This window comes from Streptomyces monticola (assembly GCF_042665355.1).
In the GTDB taxonomy this organism is placed as follows: Bacteria; Actinomycetota; Actinomycetes; order Streptomycetales; family Streptomycetaceae; genus Streptomyces; species Streptomyces monticola.
In genome coordinates this window covers 67,795-84,589 of the sequence record NZ_JBHTCF010000004.1, presented here as the reverse complement: position 1 = coordinate 84,589, position 16,795 = coordinate 67,795, and the positions used below count along the sequence as shown (strand labels likewise).

Sequence of the window (16,795 nt, the reverse complement as noted above, 5' to 3'; positions counted from 1 at the left end):
CCGGCAGCACCCCCAGGGCCGGAAATGCCCTGCGGCCGCAAGCGCACCCAGGGCCGGAAGCGCCCCGGCCGCCCGCGGTGTCAGGCAAGGAGACCCGAGCTGCGCCACAGCTTGCGGCCGATACCGCGCATCACGCCGATGTCGTCCAGGAAGTCCGTGAGCCGCTTCGCTCCGGTCTGCATCACCTCGCGGCGGTGGGCGCTGGCCTTGACCTGGGCGAGGGCCTCGCGCCTGTCGAGCCCGACGTTCTCGTACACCTGGGGATTGACCAGGGCGAGGGCGAAGACACGGGCCGCCTCGCCGGAGGAGATCCGGGTGAACTCCTTCTCCCAGCGCGGCGCGGTGATCATCTGGCGCCGCAACTCCTCGCGGGCGTACCGCACATGGCGCGCCTCCTCGACCACATGGATCCGCGTCACGCCGCGCACCAGGGGCTGCACCCGCTCGTCGGGGAAGGTCAGCCGCTGCATCCAGTCCAGGATCTCCTCGCCGAGCAGGGTGGCGGTGAAGGAGCCGGGAGTGGTGGAGACGGTCTTCAGGAGGCGGGCCAGATTGTGCTGGAACCAGGTCACTTGATACATCGGCGCCCCGCCCTTGTGGATCATGCGGGCGAACATCATCGAGTGCCGGCACTCGTCGGCGATCTCGGTGAGGGCGTAGCGGACATGCGAGCTGCCCAGGGGCTTGTCGTAGATGTGCCGGACGAGCAGCTGCATGAGGATGATCTCGAACCAGACGCCGATGGAGGCGAGTGACGCCGCCTCGTGGCGGGAGAGCTCGATCCGCTGCTCCTCGGACATCCGGTGCCACATGGGGGTGTCGTAGAGGGAGAGCAGCTCCGGCGGCCAGAACCACTTGCCCTCTTCGAGCGGGGCGTCCCAGTCGAGCTCCCGGTCGGGGTCGAAGGAGTGCTTGGCGGAAGACTCGAGCAGTCGCTCGGCCACCTGCTCGCGCCCCTTGAGCAGGCCGAGCGCGTCGCGGAGCCGTTGCAGCTCCAGGTCGTCCGTCAGGGTCGTCATGGCCGATCCCACCTCGTCGTCATCGGATACGTCGGAAAGGGGAGCCCTCGGGGTGGTGCCCATGGGTTACCAGGGGTCACCACTTATGAGACTGCTTGTCAGTAAGGCCGTCAATCCCCTGTGCGCGAGTTGTTGACCGCTCGTCTATCACCGTGTGAATCTGCGAACTGCCCAGTGCTGTAAGGAAGTCCGAGGCGAAGGAGGCGTCGGGTGTCGACGCGCGAGCTCTACAGCAAGGACCCGGGAGAGCCGTCCTGGCAGGTGCCGGCCACGGGGGCGGCCCGCTTCAGCTGGGAGTACGACGAGGGCCGCGAGCGGCTTCTCGCCCTGTACCAGAAGGGCAAGGACAAGCAGTGGGACGGCGCCACGCGGATCGACTGGGATCTGGAGGTCGATCCGCACAACGCGCTCGGCACCCCCGACGAGGCGCTCACGCTCTACGGCACCCGCCACTGGGCGAAGATGACCGGCAAGGACAAGGGCGAGCTGCGCCGGCACTACGCGGCCTGGAACTTCAGCCAGTTCCTGCACGGGGAGCAGGGCGCGATGGTGTGCGCCGCCCGGATCGTGGAGTCGGTCCCCGACCTGGACGCGAAGTTCTACTCCGCGACCCAGACCATGGACGAGGCCCGGCACGCGGAGATCTTCGGCCGCTTCCTGCACGAGAAGATCGGTCTGCTCTATCCGATCAACGACAACCTGCAGTCGCTGCTCGGCGACACCCTGCGCGACTCCCGCTGGGACATGCCGTATCTGGGCATGCAGGTCCTCATCGAGGGCCTGGCCCTCGCCGCCTTCGGCATGATCCGCGACACCACGGACAAGCCGCTGCCCAAGCAGATCCTGGCGTACGTCATGCAGGACGAGGCCCGGCACGTGGCCTTCGGCCGCATGGCCCTGCGCGACTACTACAAGCAGCTCTCCGACACTGAGCTGCGCGAGCGCGAGGAATTCGTCATCGAGGGCTGCTACTTGATGCGCGACCGGCTGCGCGGCGTCGAGGTCCTGGAGAACCTCGGCATCCCCAAGGCGGAGGCCCAGGAGTACAGCGAGAACAGCGAATACCTCGCGCTCTTCCGCAAGTTGCTCTTCTCCCGCATCGTCCCCTGCGTCCGCGACATCGGCCTGTGGGGCAAGCGCCTGCAGGAGGCCTATGTCGACATGGGCGTCTTCGAGATGGGCAACTCCAACCTCGACCTCCTGATGGCGCAGGACGAGGAGATCGCCGAAGAGCTCGACGCGGAACGCTTCGCGGCGGAGGAGGCGGAGCGGGTCGCGGAGGTCGAGGGGGCGATCGAGGCGGGCGCGACGGGCCCGGCGTAGCGGCCCGGCACATCAAGGGCGGGCTCGCCGGTCACCCCTTCGCGGGGCGCATTGGCATATGCGCTGGGTACGCTGGCAGCACCAGGCAGACTCCGTCGCATGGAAGCAATCATGAGCGCCGCGCGGGACTACGGGCTTGACGACGATTACGAGTGGGCTCGCCCGCCCGAGGGCGGCTGGACGGCGGATGACCTCGACGATCTTCCGAATCTTCCGCCGCATACCGAGCTGCTTGACGGGAGCCTCGTCTTCGTGAGCCCGCAGACCCGCTTTCGCTCACAGGCCATGCGTCTGCTGGAGAACACCCTGATGGATCAGGTCCCGGACGAGCTGGACGTCATCCGGGAGATGACCATCAAGCTCAACGAACGCAACCGGCCGGAGCCCGACGTCCTGGTGTTCCGTGCGGGCGCGGACACCGGACCCCGCCAGACCTGGTACAGGCCCGAAGACATGGTCATCGTCGTCGAGGTCGTCTCCGAGGACTCGGAGGACCGAGACCGCGAACTCAAGCCCCGCAAGTACGCCCACGCGGGCATTCCGCACTTCTGGCGGGTCGAACAGAACGACGGGCTCCCGGTCGTGTACGTCTACGAACTCGACCCGGCCACCCGCTCGTACACCCCCACCGGCATCTTCCACGACCGCCTCAAACTCGCCGTCCCCTTCCCCATCGACATCGACATCGATCTCACCGCGATCAACCGCCGTCGGCCCGCGCCCCCCGCCGGCAGCTGACGCTACGGCGCGAGAGCCGCCCGCATCACGGACCGTGCGATCGGGGCCGCGCTGCCGCCGCCGCTGATGTCGTCGCGGTCGGCCGCCGCGTCCTCCACGACCACCGCGACCGCCACCGCGGGCTCGCCCGCGTCCTTCGCCTGGGCCCAGGAGATGAACCAGGCATACGGCAGGCCCGCGTTGCCGATGCCGTGCTGTGCGGTGCCGGTCTTGCCGCCGACGACCGTGCCGGGGATCGCGGCGTTGGCGCCCGTGCCCTCCTCGACCACGTTCACCATCATCTCCTTCAGGAGCGAGGCCGTACCCGGGTTGAAGGTCTGGCGCAGTGAGTCGGGATGCGTACGGGACACCGTCCGTCCGGCCGCGTCGGTCGTACGGTCCACCAGGCGCGGCTTCTTGAGGTCACCGTTGTTGGCCACGGCCGAGGCGACCATCGCCATCTGCAGCGGCGTCGCCGTGGTGTCGTACTGCCCGATCGCGGAGAGCGCGACCTGGGCCTGGTCCATGGACGTGTCGAAGTTGCTCCTGGCGACCGGCGAGGGGATCCTCAGGCCGCCGTCGTTGAAGCCGAAGCGCTCCGCCGTGTTCGCCAGGGAGGCCAGGCCCACCTGGGAGCCGAGGCTCGCGAACACCGTGTTGCAGGACCATTCGAAGGCATGGCGGAGCGTGGCGTTCTCGCAGCCGTCGACCTCGTTGGTGAGCTTCGTGGACGTGCCGGGCAGCGTGTACGGGTCGGGGGAGTCCGTCTTCGTGTCGATATCCGTGACCACACCCGTGTCCAGGGCGGCCGCCGCGGTGATCACCTTGAAGGCCGAACCGGGCGGATAGGTCTGCCGGATGGCCCGGTTGAGCATCGGCTTGCTGGCGGCGTTGTTGAGGGTGGTCCAGCTCTGCGCGACCGAAGTGCCGTTGCCGGAGAGGAGTTCGGGGTCGTACGAGGGCGTGGAGACCAGGGCCAGGATGCGCCCGGTCGTCGGGTCGAGAGCGGCGACGGCGCCCTGCTTGTCGCCGAGCGCGGCGTACGCGGCCTGCTGCACGGACGGTTCGATGGTGGTGTGGACCGTGCCGCCGGGCTGCTGCTCACGGGTGATGTCGTCGATCAGCGGGAAGGGCGCGAGCATCGGATCGGTGCCGGAAAGCAGCTGGTCCTCGGCGTTCTCAAGCAGGGTCGTGCCATAGGTCTGGGAGGCGTAGCCGGTCACCGGGGCGTACAACGGACCGTTCTTGTAGGAGCGTTCGAAGCGCAGCTGCTCGCCGGTGTCCTCGGAGCCGGTGATGGGGCGGCCGTCGACCATGATGTTTCCGCGCGCCTGGCCGTAACGCGCGATGGTGGAGCGGCGGTTGGCGGCGTTGTCGTCGTAGTGCCCGGCCTGGAAGACCTGGATCCGGGTGGCGTTCACGATCAGGGCGAGCAGCAGGAGCAGACAGAAGGCGGCGGCGAAGCGGATATGACGGGTCAAGCCTCAGTCCTCTCCCGGGAGTCGGCCGCTGTCGGGCGGCTGGCTGCGGGCCGAGTCGCTGACCCGGACGAGCAGCGCGACGATGATCCAGTTGGTGACGACGGACGAGCCGCCCTGGGCCAGGAACGGCATCGCCATACCGGTGAGCGGGATCAGCCCGGTGACACCGCCCGCGATCACGAAGACCTGCAGGGCCAGGATCGAGGCGAGGCCGGTGGCGAGCAGCCGTCCGAACGGCTCGCGCAGGGCGAGGCCCGCACGGAAGCCGCGGGCCACGAGCACCGCGTAGAGCAGGAAGATCGCGGACAGTCCCGACAGACCGAGTTCCTCGCCCGCCGTGGCGAGGATGAAGTCGGACTTGGCGGCGAAGCCGATCAGGATGGAGTGGCCCTGGCCGAGGCCGGTGCCGAGCAGGCCGCCGGCCGCGAACGCGAAGAGTGACTGGGCGAGTTGGTTGGGGCCCCGGCCGGCGTCGATGGTGGCGAAGGGGTGCAGCCAGTCCTCGACGCGGGAGTGCACATGCGGTTCGAGGGAGCCGACGGCGAACGCCCCGAGTCCGGCGAGCAGCAGGCCGACGGCGATCCAGCCGGTGCGTCCTGTGGCGACATAGAGCAGCACCACGAAGAGCCCGAAGAAGAGCAGCGAGGTGCCCAGATCGCGCTCCAGGACGAGCACGGCCACACTGATCAGCCAGATCGCCACGATCGGCCCGAGCACCCGCCCGGTGGGCAGTTGGAGTCTCCAGAAGCGGCGGCCCGCGTAGGCGAGGGCACTGCGGTTGGCCGCGAGATAGGAGGCGAAGAAGACGGCGAGCAGGATCTTCGCGAACTCCGCCGGCTGGATCGAGAACCCGGCGATCCTGATCCAGATACGGGCGCCGTTGACGGCCGGGAAGAAGATCGGCGCGACCAGCAGAAGCAGCGCCGCGACGACGAAGAGATAGGCGTAGCGCTGCAGGACGCGGTAGTCGCGAAGGAGCACGACCACCGCGCCGAACAGCGCCACTCCGGCCGTCGACCAGGTCAGCTGGGCGAGGGCCGCCTGGTCCTGCGGGGTCTCCTGGTCGAGGCGGTAGATAAGGACCAGGCCGAGGCCGTTGAGCAGCACCGCGATGGGCAGCAGCAGCGGATCCGCGTACGGGGCGCGCAGACGTACCGCCAGATGGGCGACGAGCGCGAGCACTCCGAGCCCGGCGCCGTAGCCCGCGGCGCCGGGGGGAGCGACGCCGTGCTTGGCCAGGCCGACGTCCAGGTAGCCGTAGACGCACAGCCCAACGGCCAGGACGATCAAGGTGAGTTCGGTGCCGCGGCGCCGGGGGACACGGACCGCCGGAACGGGAGCTTCCGCCCTGTCCTTCACATCAGCGGTCGTTCCGGTCATGCCCGGCAACGTAGCAAGCGACCGCCGCTTATCGGCTGATTTGCGCGGTGCTCAGCACCAGCGCGGTGCCGCCCCCACATTGGCGATGTAGGAGGCGGCGCCCCAGGCCCAGGTGCCGTCGGTGAGCAGGTACCAGAGGTCGCTGTTGTGCACTCGGTCACCGCGGCTCTTGCAGAAGATATGGACGTACGCGCCATACGGCTCGGTGCGCACGATCCTGCTGCCGCGGTTGGGCGCGTCCCGAAGGAGCAGACCCGACTTGGCGGTGACGCGGCCGGTGTAGCGGGGCGGCGGATTGCCCGCCGCCGCGTCGTCCGCGAGTGCGGTGGCGGGGGCGGCGAGGGCGGCGGTGAGCGCGCCGGTCGCCAGACAGATCCCCATCCGGGTGGCGGTGGACCGTATTCCCGGCCGGGTGGCAGTGGACCGCAGAGACATCGAGCCTCCTGAGCGAATCCCCGAGTGTGCGGATCCCCGAGCGATCGTGAGCTCTCAAGCTAAGGCCTTCCGGCAGGCCCGCGCATCCGCACCGTCGGCCTCGTCGCCGCTATCCCGAGCTGCCCCCGGGCGGGCCGGGAGTGCCGCAGCCCTGCTCGTCCTCGGCGTACGGCAGCCGCACCCTCGCCACCGCCCCGCCGTCCTCCGCGTTGGTGAACTCCAGGCGGGCGCCGAGCACCAGGGCCTGGCCCGCCGCGATGGTCAGGCCGAGGCCGTGGCCCTTGGCGCCGCCCTCGGTGCGGAAGCGCTGGGGGCCGTGCTCCACCAGATAGTCCGGGTAGCCGTCGCCGTGGTCGCGTACCGAGATCTCCGGGCCGTCGACGGTCAGGACGACCGGGGCGCGGCCGTGCTTGTGGGCGTTGGCGATGAGATTGCCGAGCACCCGCTCCAGGCGGCGCCGGTCGGTCTCCACGCAGACATCGCGTACGACACGGACCTCGGTGTCGGTGCCCGAGGCGCGTACCGCGCGCTCGGCGAGCGGCGCCAGCGGATGGCAGTCGAGCTCGACCTGTTCGCGGCGCGAGTCGAGCCGGGAGATCTCCAGGAGGTCCTCGGTGAGTGTGCGCATCGTCTGCACCCGGTCCCTGACCAGCTCGGCCGGACGGCCGGGCGGCAACAGCTCGGCGGCCGCGTGCAGACCGGTCAGCGGGGTGCGCAGCTCGTGCGCCACATCGGCGGTGAACCGCTGCTCGCTCTCCAGCTTGCCCTGCAGCGACGAGGCCATGGTGTCCAGGGCGCCGGCGACGGTCGCCACCTCGTCCTGGGCGCGCGAAGGGTCTTTGGTGCGGGGGTCGTTGACGCGGGCGTCGAGGTCCCCGGCGCTGATCCTGCGGGCCACCGTCGCCGTCAGATGCAGCCGCCGGGTCACCCGGGTCACGGCGAACGCGCCGACCAGGAGGGTGGCGCCGATGGCGAGCACCGAGGATCCCGCGATGGCGCGGTCGAGGCCGTCGATGGTCTTGGCGCTCTGCGAGTAGTCGATCTCGGCGGCGATGGCCCGGTCCCCGTCGACCGGGCCCGCGGCCCACATCGTGGGGCGGCCGTCGTGCTCGGCGACCATCGTGGCGCGCTTGCCCCGCACCGCCAGGTCGCGCAGCGACTCGGGCAGGCCCGGCGGGTCGACGCCCGAGCCCGGCGGCAGCCGGTCCCCGGCTTCGTACAGACGGGTGACGTCCTGCAGTTTCGTGAGCGCCTTGTCCCGGGCGTTGCCGACGGTCTGGCCGGTCACCGCGACATGCACGAAGGCACCGAGCAGGGCGGCGAGCGCACAGCACATGACCGTGATGAAGACCGCGGCCTTCCAGGTCAGGGTCGCGGTCCAGGCGGGCAGACGCAGCTTCACGACGGGTCCGCCCCGGGGGCGCGGGACACCGAAGGGCGGGCCTCATCGGGCGTGGGGGCGCCGCTGTGCGGAACCCGGACGATCTCCGTCCGGGTGGGCAGCATCGCGTGCTGCTGCGCGTCCCAGGACCAGGAGTCGCGGTACTCATAGCCCGGGCTCTGCGCGGGCGAGCGGATGATGAGATCGCGTCCGGCCAGCTCCACGCTGGTCACCGGCTGCGAGGTGGACATGATCCGGATCAGCTTGCCCCCGTCGAGGCTGTAGACGCGGATGCCCAGGCTGCCGTCAGAGAAGGTGATGCCGACGATCAGCTCGTCCATGCCGCTGCCGGTCAGATCCCGGTAGTACGCCTGCTGCACCGGGCAGCCCTTGACCGTCTGGCCGGGCTTCTTGTCCGGGCACTCCTTGATGGCCTTCGCGGTGTCCTCGGGCAGCGCGTCGGCCCCGGAGTAGGTGTCCGGGTGCGCCTCGACCTCCGCCTTCACGACGGCGAGCGGATCGACCTTGTGCAGATCGCCGTCCGGGACCTTGACGCCTTTGACCACCTCGATGGTCACCTCGGCGCCGTCGGGGTAGTCGGGCTTGGCCGGTGGCAGCTGCGGCCACAGGCGGGCCGGGCCCACCGCGCTCGGCGTCGGGCCCGCGCTCTTGAGGCCGCCCGCGGAGCCGCAGCCCGTCAGGGCGCCGCAGCACACGACGAGCAGGGCCGCGGCGGGCGGCAGCACTGCCGCGCGGGACGGGCGGCGTCGGGTCACGGCACTCCTCGAACCTGCCGCCGCAGTGCGACAGGCGTCAGTTCACCAGGTCGGCGAAGTAGATGATGTTGTTCGTCCGGTGGCCGTCCTTGATCGGGCCGCCGCAGGTGAGCAGCCGCAGCTCGGGCCGGTCGGTCTGCCCATACACCTTATTGGTGGGGAAGTCCTTCTTGTTCACATCCTGAATCTCGCGGATCTTGAACTTGGCGGTCGAGCCGTCGGCGCGCGGCACCTCGATGGTGTCGCCCAGCTTGATCTTCTTGAGGTCCTTCATCAGGGCCGGGCCGTGCGCGGTGTCGTAGTGCGCGACCACGACGGAGACGCCCTTCTCGCCGGGGGTGACGCCACCGGTCCACCAGCCCGGCTTGTTCGCCTCGGTGTCCGGGTTCGGCACCTGCAGCTCGCCGTTGGCGTCCGTGTCGAGGTCGATCATCGACTTGGAGTCGACACCGGCGGACGGGATCCGCAGACCGGTCGGCTTGGACCTCTGCAGCGCCTGGGCGGCCTGCTTGGCCTGCGTCGTGGCGGTGCTGCTGACGTTCACGTCCGGGGCCGGCTTCTCGTTGCCGCCACAGGCGATGAGGCCGCCGCCGAGGGCGATGGTCATCGCGGACGCGGTCGCGATACGCGCGGTACGGGACAGGGTGGGCGTGCTCACGGGGACTCCATGGGGGCCAGTGGGGTGGGGGGAAGAGGACGGCAGCGGTAGCCGCCGGACGGACAGGGAGGTCCGTACCGGCGGCCACGAGCGAGGGGAAAGAGGGGAGGGGGCGGAGGCCTGTGACCGGGCCCGGAGGGGCGGCGGGTCAGCAGGCCGGCGGGCCGGCGCGTCAGCTGTCGGTGCGGCCGCGGCGCAGCATCGCGAAGCCGAGGCCCGCGGCACCGGCGGCCGCGATACCGCCGCCGGCGGCGAGAAGGGCCGGGCTCTGACCGGTCTCGACACCCTCGGCGCCGGCCTTGACGCCGCCGCGCGGGGTCCTGGTGTCGTTGCCGTTCGGGACGACCTTGTCCTTGTGGCCCTTCTTGTCCTTCTTCTTCTCGTCCTTCTTGCCGCCCTCGACCCAGGACTTGATCTGGCCGTCGGGCTGCAGGGCGACGTGCAGGCCGTTGTTCTGGCCGTAGGCGGCCTTGCCGTTGGCGACGAGGGTGTCCAGCTTGGCGCCGTTCGCGAAGATGTCGGCCTCGTAGTGGTTCTGGCCGAGCTTGTAGATCTTGGCGGTGGAGGCCTTGTCGGCGAGCTTGACCGTGTTGACCAGCTTGCGCTGCCCGGTCTTCTCGTCCTTCTTCTTCTCGTCCTGCTTCTTGTCCTTGGCGTCCTTGGACGGCTCGGGGCTCGGCTTGGTGGTCGCCGTCTCGGACGGGGCCGGCGTGGGCGAGTCCGCGAAGGCGGCGGAGGCGGGTATCAGCAGCGCGCCGCTGACGGCGGTGACGGCGGCGGTGCGGACGAGGGTGCGGCGACGAGTGCTCACGGTGGATCCCTTACGGCTCAGTGCTGGCTGGTCGTGCCACTGGTGCTCTGTGCGGTGCCCTGCGCTGCGTATCGCTGCCTGCGTGTGACTGCCTGCTGCAAGCCTGCTGGTGCGCTTGTGCTCCGTGTTCCGTGCTCCGGCGACGTAAATAAAGCTATGTGTCCGCCATTGCGGCAATTCGGCGGCTGTGTAACAGCGGTCCATAGCTGTGCAGACAGTGCCGTTACTGGTTCAAGCTTCAACCCGGCCCGTCGTCGGCGGAGCGGCGTCAGCCCAGCTCACCGGCGCGCAGATAGCCGACGAAGACGTCGTTGTGCAGGGCGTACGGGGAGCGGCGTGCACGGATGAGCCGGATCGCCTCGTCGGCGGTGTGCCCGTCCGCGATCAGGGCCGCCGCGATCACCAGGCCCGAGCGGTTGTAGCCGCTGTAGCAGTGCACCAGGACCCGGCGCCCGTCGGCCACCGCCGCTCCCGCGATCCGGGCGAGACGTCCGACCCCCGCCAACTCGCCCTCGTCGAGCGGACCGTCGGGGATCGCGTGCACATGGTGCTCGACGCCGGGCGCGGGACCGTGGCCCGGCAGCGAGAGCAGGCTCAGGACGACGTCAAACTCGTCGCGCACGACGACGCGTTGCACCGTGCCGTGTTCCGGTGCGGCCTCGTGGCCGCCCATCCACAGTCCGGGACTGATCTCGTCCCATGGCTTGCGCGGCACCGGAACCTCCCCCTCCGACCAGCCGTTCCGCACCCGCGCGACCCCCCGTCGACCGGCCAACTCGCGTCCACCGTAACCCGGTTATTGCCCGCGCGCGCCGCACCTGTTCCCATGGTCGTGGGGGTGAGGCGGCATGGCCGGACTGCGCGTCGTACCGACCTGGCGGCATGGCAGGGAGCGCTATTACGTGCTGCTCCCCGACGGCAGGAACCTCGCCTGGTACGACCGCGAGGCGGGCCGGGTGAACCTGCTGCGCGAGGAGCGGAGGCAGAGCGTCCTCACGGCACTCGCCCCGTATCTCACCGGCCCCGTCACGGTCGGCCCGCCGCCCGTGCCCACCCCCGCCGAGCTCGCCGGCCTGAGCCTGCACCCGGACGACGACCTCGCCCCGAACCGTCCCGGCGAGGCCCTCCTCGTCGCCCTGGACCGTGATCCGACGCCGGTGCGCCGGCTGCGCGCCGATCCGCGCCGCCACGGCGTCATCGCCGAACAGGCCGTCGGTGACGCCCTCGACCGGATGGAGGGCGCGGGCTGGCGCACCCTGCACTCGCTCCCGCTCCCCGGCGGCGGGCGCCTGCACCATCTGCTGATCGGCCCCGGCGGACTGTTCTGCGTCCACTCCCTGTACGCGCGCAAGCAGCGGGTCCGGATCGCCGACCCCCGGCTCTCGGTGGGCCGGGCGGCCCCGGAACCGCTGCTCCGCACACTCGCGCACGACGCCGACCGGGCCTCCCTCGCCCTGACGGCCCAGGTGCGCCCGGTCCTCGCCGTGTTCCGGGCCGCGCGCATCGACGTCACCGTTCCGCCCCGCGAGACCCGGATCCTCACCGACGAGGACCTGCCGTCCCTCGCCTCGCTCGGCGGTGCGCTCAAGCCCGCCGACGCCGAGGCGCTGTTCGCCGCCGCCCGGGACCGGCGGACCTGGGCGAGGGTGTGAACGGAACGGCCCCTACAAGTTGTCTCCCCAGCCGCCCTGGATCATCGTCTGGAACGCCCACTTCCCGTCCCGGCGGACCAGGATGTCGGCGTACCGGAGCTGCTGGCTCTGTCCGTCCATGGTCATCGTCGAGTCGGTGAAGACCACGGCCATGGCGGGGGAGAGGAACACGGGAGTGCGGACGGACTCGAAGGTGATGTCCTGGCTCCCGTCGCCCATGACCCGGGTCATGGTCTCGACGAACTGCTCACGGTCCCACTGTGCCGACCGGCCGTTGCCCGCGGAGTCGTCGCTCACGAGATTGAGCGGGAACACCGCCAGGTCGGCCATGCGCTCGATGTTGCGCTTGCCGCTCTCGGCGTCGTACTCGGCGAACCAGGCGTCCAGGCTCGCGCGGTCGTCGGCGGTGGGGGTGTATCCGGTGTCGGGCAGGAAGGTCATCCACGCTCCTCAAGTTTGACTACTTGAAGAAAGGTATGCCGCGTGAGGACATTAGTCAAACTTGAATAGTGGTGACGCCGGTCACCCTGACCTTCGGGCACCGGGCCGTGGCGGCCGCGCTCACTCCGGTGCGCCCCGCTTCGGTACGCCTCACTCCGGCACTCCCCGCTTCGCTACGCCTCACTCCGGTACGCGAAAACGCACGACCGTCGTCGTCCGGTGCCGCGTCACCTGCTCGCGCACCTCGACCGTGAGGTCCGGTGGCACGGTCCGGTATGTGATGTCGCCGAGGCCGATCGCGTTGATCGGGACCTCGTCGCCGGGCGGCGGAAGCAGCGCGGCCGCCCGGGCGCGGACCGCCGGGGTCAGCGGGCTCGACAGGAGCGGGGTGTCGTCACCGGGCAGCACCAGGACCAGCGCCTGCGGACGGGCCGGGGTCCCGGTGAAGCCCACCACCACCGCGTCGCGCGTATCGCTGTGCCGCAGCTTCAGCCAGGAGCGGCGCCCGGCCCGGTAGCCCTGGTCGAGCCGCTTGGCCACCAGGCCCTCGATCCCGGTCGCGCGCAGCGACTCGTACCAGGTCGTGGCGAGCGCCCGGTCCGTCGTCATCGGCACCGGCTGCAGCGGCGGGCCGAGGGGTTCGAGCAGGGCCACGAGGCGGTGGCGGCGCTCGGTGTAGGGCCGGGTGCGCAGATCGGTGCCGGCCTCGGCGAGCAGATCGAACGCGGCGTACGAGGCGGGCAGGGTCCGGGCCAGCTCACCGGCGCGCGCCGGGGTGGAGGCGGCGCGCCGCTGCACCGCCGCGAAGTCGATCCGGCCCGCCGTCCACACGACCACCTCGCCGTCCACGACCGTGCCCTCCGGCAGGGCGCGGGCGGCCTCGGCGAGATCGGGGAAGGCGCTGGTGACGATCCGGCCGGAACGCGCCTGCAGCAGCACCTTGCCGCCACTGCGCAGGATCACCAGGCGGTGCCCGTCGAACTTCGGCTCGTACGCCCAGACACCGCCCTCGGGCAGGGCGTCGACGGACTCGGCGAGTGCGACCCGGACGGGCGCCCTCAACGGTGCCCCCGCGGCAGCCGCCCCGCGCGGTTGAGGTTGATCAGCGGGCCGAGGAGGTCGCCGTACTCCCGCAGCCGCGGCGCGATGTCCGTGGCGAGGAAGACCAGATCGCCCTGCTCGCCGCAGCCCTCGACCTCGTCCCAGGTCACGGGCGCCGAAACGGTCGGCTGCGGGCGGGCGCGCAGGGTGTAGGGCGCGGCGGTGGTCTTGGCGGCGGCGTTCTGGCTGTAGTCGACGAAGACCTTGCCGGGCCGCAGGCTGCGCGTCATCCGGTGCAGGGCGAGCCCCGGCAGCTCCCGCTCGGCCTCGACCGCCAGCGCCTTCGCGTACGCGGTGACCTTCTCCGACGGGGTCGGCTCCAGGGGTACGAGGACATGCAGGCCCTTGGAGCCCGACGTCTTGGCGTACACATGCAGGCCGTCCGCCGTCAGGCGCTCGCGCAGCCACAGCGCCACCTCGCAGCACTCCACGATCGTGGCGGGCGCCCCCGGGTCCAGGTCGAAGACCAGCCGGTCGGCGCGGGCCGGGGCGTCCGCCTGCCACTGCGGGGTGTGGAACTCCGTGACCAGGTTCGCCGCCCACATCAGGGTGGCCATGTCCTGCACGAGCACCTGTTTGGCCGTACGCCCGCCCGTCTCGCTTCCGCCGCTGCGCGGCACCTCCGCCGTCCGTACCCAGGCCGGGGTGCCCGGCGGCACGTTCTTGGCGAAGAACTGCTGGCCGTCGGGTCCGTCGGGGAAGCGCAGAAAGGAGATGGGCCGGTTGTAGAGGTGGGCGAGCAGCGAACCGGCGCAGGTCGCGTAGTAGTGCAGCACCTCGCCCTTGGTGAAGCCGCCGCCGGCCGGATACAGCACCTTGTCGAGATTGCTGAGCGCCAGGCGCCGCCCCTCCACCTCTGTGATCGGCGTCATACCATGAGAATCCCACGTAATAGCCGCTCTTCCGACTTAAGGGGCGAAACGTGCGATCCATATGGAACGGCGCCATCTCCTTCGGCCTGGTCAGCATCCCGATCAAGCTCGTGAACGCCACCGAGAACCACAACGTCTCCTTCCGGCAGATCCACACCGCCGACGGCGGCCGGATCCGCTACCGCAAGGTCTGCGAGCTGGAGGAGAAGGAGGTCACGGCGGCCGAGATCGGCAAGGGGTACGAGGACGCGGACGGCTCGATCATCCCGATCACCGAGGAGGATCTGGCCTCGCTTCCGATCCCCACGGCCAAGACCATCGAGATCGTCGCGTTCGTGCCGGAGGAGCGCATCGACCCGCTCCAGATGGATGCCGCGTACTACCTGGCCGCGAACGGCGTCCCCGCGGCCAAGCCGTACACCCTGCTCAGAGAAGCGCTGAAGCGCAGCCAGAAGGTGGCCGTCGCGAAGTTCGCCCTCCGTGGCCGCGAGCGCCTCGGGATGCTGCGGGTCGTGGACGATGTGATCGCGATGCACGGACTGCTCTGGCCGGACGAGATCCGCGCCCCCGAGAACGTCGCCCCCGACACCCATGTCACCGTGCGCGACGCCGAGTTGGACCTCGCGGACGCCCTGATGGAGACCCTCGGCGAGGTCGATATCTCGACCCTGCACGACGACTACCGTGCCGCCGTCGAGGAGATGATCACCGCGAAGACCGACGGCGGCGCCATCGCCCCGGCACCGGTCGCGCCCTCGGGCGGCGGCAAGGTGATCGACCTGATGGCCGCCCTGGAGAACTCGGTCAAGGCGGCGCAGGAGGCGCGCGGGGAGGCCCGGGCGTCCGGTGGTTCCGGTGACTCCGGGAAGGATGCCGAGGTCACTCCGCTGCGCTCGCGCAAGAGCACGGCCCGCAAGTCGGCCCCGGCGAGCCCCAAGCCGGTGGGCGGCAAGAAGTCGACGGCCGGCGCGGCGAAGAAGAGCGCGGCGTCCTCGTCCGCGAAGAAGTCGACGTCGACGGCGGCCAAGAAGAGCACGGCCCGTACGAGCAAGAAGACCACGGCGACGAAGAGCTCCGCCAAGAAGACGAGTGCGAAGAAGTCGACGGCCAAGAAGAGGGCTTCGTAGAGAGATTCGTAAGGGGAGTCGCTGGTGCTACGCCCCGTCCGCGGCGGGCGGTGCGTCCCGTACGAACAGCGTGACCGTCACGCCCTCGCGGAAGCCGTGCCGTTTCATGAGCGTCGCGGACGCCGCGTTACGGGACTCCACGTCGGTGACGACCGCCGTCGCGCCCGCCTTGACCAGGCTCTCGCAGCACGCCTCGACGAGCCGCCCGGCGATGCCCCGGCCCCGGTAGTCGGGGTCGGTCGCGATCCACTCGAGGTTGCCCCAGTCGGTGCGCTGGTCGAAGCCCATCGAACCGAGCACGAAACCGGCGAGCCGGGCTGCGTCGACGTCACCGTCGAGCGCCGCCCAGCAGGCCGGTTCCGTGGAGTCGAGGTGGTGCGCCATGGCGGACAGGGACCAGGAGGTGTACGGCTTCACGGACGTGTCGTAGACCCGGTAGCCCAGGTCGAGCACTGCGGCCACGTGCTCCATCCGCAGCGGTACGAGCGCTATGTCGGCCATGCACTCAAGCTAGGCCGCCGTATGCCCGCCCGCACCCGGAGCCGTCACCGGAGCCGAAGCCGTCGCCGAAGCTGTGCCCTGAGCCGTGCTCCGATCCGGCTTCGCGCCGATGACGACCGTGGCGCCGAGCTCCTCACACGCGGCCACCCGCGGTTCCAGGCCGCCGCGGGCCACGGCCGCGACCGTGCGTGCCGCCTGCCGCTCACTGGTCTCGATCAGCAGCTGCCCGCCGGGCGTGAGCCAGCGCGCCGCCCCCTCGGCCACCCGCCGCTGCACATCGAGGCCGTCGGCCCCGCCGTCGAGCGCCACGAGCGGCTCGTGGTCGCGGGCCTCGGGCGGCAGCAGCGCGATGGCGTCGGTGGGTACGTAGGGGGCGTTGGCGACCAGGAGACCGACCCTGCCGAGGAGTTCGCGGGGGAGTGCCGCGTAGAGATCGCTCTCGTATACGCGTCCCCCGGCGGCGGCGAGATTGCCGCGCGCGCAGGCGACCGCGACGGGGTCGATGTCGGCGGCGTGCAGCTCGCAGGAGCCGGGCCCGAGCGCGGCGGCGACCGCGACGCCCACGGCGCCGGTTCCGCAGCAGAGGTCGAGGACGATGCCGGCGTGCGAACCGTCGGTGCCATCGGTGCTGTCGCCGCCGTTGGCCTCGCGGAGGAGCGCGGTGGCCTGCGCCACCAGGAACTCGGTGCGCCGCCGTGGCACGAACACCCCGGGCGCGACCGTGACGCGAAGACCGCAGAACTCGGCCCAGCCGAGCACCTGCTCAAGGGGGAAGCCGCGGACGCGCCGCCCCACCATGGCGTCGAGCTCGGCGGGGCCGCGGGCGGTGGAGAGCATCAACGCGGCCTCGTCCTCGGCGAATACGCAACCGGCGGCGCGCAGCCGCTCGACGATGCCGGCGGTGACGGCGGGGGAGGCGGCGGAGCGGGAAGAGGCGGAGAGGGGAGCGGGAAACGAGGAGGTCATGAAAGAAGGGGCACCTTATGCGCGAAACGGAAGGGCGCCCTCAGGTCACCGTGGTCCGGCGACCGTACAACCGTGAGGCAAGAGCACCCCGCTTGCTGCAGCGGTAATGGTTCTCACCTCCTCCTCGGCACAAGCACTGCGTGGACCCGCCACC

18 protein-coding genes are annotated in these 16,795 nt (G+C 70.7%); 4 read left to right on the top strand and 14 right to left on the bottom strand.

Annotated elements, in window-relative coordinates; genetic code table 11:
• Nucleotides 1–80: 80 nt before the first annotated feature.
• A complete protein-coding gene (locus ACFQVC_RS11510; RefSeq protein ID WP_381829730.1) occupies nucleotides 81–1,019 on the bottom strand; it encodes an AurF N-oxygenase family protein in 939 nt (312 codons plus the stop codon).
• Between the two features lie 210 nt (nucleotides 1,020–1,229).
• Between ACFQVC_RS11510 and ACFQVC_RS11505 the strand changes: the two genes are divergently transcribed.
• Together ACFQVC_RS11505 and ACFQVC_RS11500 are read left to right on the top strand one after the other, a co-directional pair.
• On the top strand, nucleotides 1,230–2,342 hold the full coding sequence (locus ACFQVC_RS11505) for a ferritin-like domain-containing protein (RefSeq protein ID WP_381829728.1): 1,113 nt from the start codon (nucleotides 1,230–1,232) through the stop codon (nucleotides 2,340–2,342).
• A gap of 111 nt (nucleotides 2,343–2,453) precedes the next feature.
• A complete protein-coding gene (locus tag ACFQVC_RS11500) occupies nucleotides 2,454–3,080 on the top strand; it encodes a Uma2 family endonuclease (protein ID WP_381830523.1) in 627 nt (208 codons plus the stop codon).
• Nucleotides 3,081–3,082: 2 nt separating this feature from the next.
• Here the strand turns inward: ACFQVC_RS11500 and ACFQVC_RS11495 are convergent, their stop codons facing one another.
• From ACFQVC_RS11495 to ACFQVC_RS11460, 8 genes are all read right to left on the bottom strand, one after another.
• Complete coding sequence (locus tag ACFQVC_RS11495) at nucleotides 3,083–4,540, bottom strand: peptidoglycan D,D-transpeptidase FtsI family protein (protein WP_381829726.1); 1,458 nt, start codon at nucleotides 4,538–4,540, stop codon at nucleotides 3,083–3,085.
• 3 nt (nucleotides 4,541–4,543) lie between these two features.
• Nucleotides 4,544–5,920: an FtsW/RodA/SpoVE family cell cycle protein gene (locus tag ACFQVC_RS11490; RefSeq protein WP_381829724.1), complete on the bottom strand. Its 1,377-nt coding sequence runs from the start codon at nucleotides 5,918–5,920 to the stop codon at nucleotides 4,544–4,546.
• Nucleotides 5,921–5,971: 51 nt separating this feature from the next.
• On the bottom strand, nucleotides 5,972–6,355 hold the full coding sequence (locus ACFQVC_RS11485) for an SH3 domain-containing protein (RefSeq protein ID WP_381829722.1): 384 nt from the start codon (nucleotides 6,353–6,355) through the stop codon (nucleotides 5,972–5,974).
• A gap of 109 nt (nucleotides 6,356–6,464) precedes the next feature.
• Nucleotides 6,465–7,757 carry an ATP-binding protein gene (locus ACFQVC_RS11480; RefSeq protein WP_381829720.1) on the bottom strand — a complete coding sequence of 431 codons (1,293 nt, stop codon included), beginning with the start codon at nucleotides 7,755–7,757 and terminating at the stop codon, nucleotides 6,465–6,467.
• Nucleotides 7,754–8,512 carry a hypothetical protein gene (locus ACFQVC_RS11475; protein ID WP_381829718.1) on the bottom strand — a complete coding sequence of 253 codons (759 nt, stop codon included), beginning with the start codon at nucleotides 8,510–8,512 and terminating at the stop codon, nucleotides 7,754–7,756. The genes ACFQVC_RS11480 and ACFQVC_RS11475 overlap by 4 nt, the downstream gene beginning before the upstream one ends.
• 37 nt (nucleotides 8,513–8,549) lie before the next feature.
• The gene (locus tag ACFQVC_RS11470; protein WP_381829716.1) at nucleotides 8,550–9,170 is read right to left on the bottom strand and encodes a class F sortase; all 621 of its coding nucleotides are present in this window, start codon (nucleotides 9,168–9,170) and stop codon (nucleotides 8,550–8,552) included.
• Nucleotides 9,171–9,342: 172 nt separating this feature from the next.
• Nucleotides 9,343–9,981 (bottom strand): hypothetical protein, encoded by a 639-nt coding sequence (locus ACFQVC_RS11465; protein WP_381829714.1) that lies wholly within the window; start codon nucleotides 9,979–9,981, stop codon nucleotides 9,343–9,345.
• Nucleotides 9,982–10,249: 268 nt separating this feature from the next.
• Complete coding sequence (locus tag ACFQVC_RS11460) at nucleotides 10,250–10,654, bottom strand: protein-tyrosine phosphatase family protein (RefSeq protein ID WP_381830521.1); 405 nt, start codon at nucleotides 10,652–10,654, stop codon at nucleotides 10,250–10,252.
• Nucleotides 10,655–10,829: 175 nt separating this feature from the next.
• Between ACFQVC_RS11460 and ACFQVC_RS11455 the strand changes: the two genes are divergently transcribed.
• Complete coding sequence (locus ACFQVC_RS11455) at nucleotides 10,830–11,633, top strand: nuclease-related domain-containing protein (protein ID WP_381829712.1); 804 nt, start codon at nucleotides 10,830–10,832, stop codon at nucleotides 11,631–11,633.
• Nucleotides 11,634–11,645: 12 nt separating this feature from the next.
• On the opposite strand, the gene ACFQVC_RS11450 is transcribed toward ACFQVC_RS11455, so the two are convergent.
• The 3 genes from ACFQVC_RS11450 to ligD form a co-directional block, all read right to left on the bottom strand.
• Complete coding sequence (locus ACFQVC_RS11450; protein WP_381829710.1) at nucleotides 11,646–12,074, bottom strand: nuclear transport factor 2 family protein; 429 nt, start codon at nucleotides 12,072–12,074, stop codon at nucleotides 11,646–11,648.
• Between the two features lie 180 nt (nucleotides 12,075–12,254).
• Nucleotides 12,255–13,136: an ATP-dependent DNA ligase gene (locus ACFQVC_RS11445; protein ID WP_381829708.1), complete on the bottom strand. Its 882-nt coding sequence runs from the start codon at nucleotides 13,134–13,136 to the stop codon at nucleotides 12,255–12,257.
• Nucleotides 13,133–14,047: a non-homologous end-joining DNA ligase gene (gene ligD / locus ACFQVC_RS11440; protein WP_381829706.1), complete on the bottom strand. Its 915-nt coding sequence runs from the start codon at nucleotides 14,045–14,047 to the stop codon at nucleotides 13,133–13,135. Before ligD ends, ACFQVC_RS11445 begins: the two co-directional genes overlap by 4 nt.
• 50 nt (nucleotides 14,048–14,097) lie before the next feature.
• On the opposite strand from ligD, the gene ku reads away from it, so the two are divergent.
• The gene (ku, locus tag ACFQVC_RS11435) at nucleotides 14,098–15,174 is read left to right on the top strand and encodes a non-homologous end joining protein Ku (protein WP_381829704.1); all 1,077 of its coding nucleotides are present in this window, start codon (nucleotides 14,098–14,100) and stop codon (nucleotides 15,172–15,174) included.
• Between the two features lie 27 nt (nucleotides 15,175–15,201).
• On the opposite strand, the gene ACFQVC_RS11430 is transcribed toward ku, so the two are convergent.
• Together ACFQVC_RS11430 and ACFQVC_RS11425 are read right to left on the bottom strand one after the other, a co-directional pair.
• Nucleotides 15,202–15,675 (bottom strand): GNAT family N-acetyltransferase, encoded by a 474-nt coding sequence (locus tag ACFQVC_RS11430; RefSeq protein WP_381829702.1) that lies wholly within the window; start codon nucleotides 15,673–15,675, stop codon nucleotides 15,202–15,204.
• Between the two features lie 9 nt (nucleotides 15,676–15,684).
• The gene (locus ACFQVC_RS11425; RefSeq protein WP_381829700.1) at nucleotides 15,685–16,641 is read right to left on the bottom strand and encodes a putative protein N(5)-glutamine methyltransferase; all 957 of its coding nucleotides are present in this window, start codon (nucleotides 16,639–16,641) and stop codon (nucleotides 15,685–15,687) included.
• Nucleotides 16,642–16,795 lie beyond the last annotated feature (154 nt).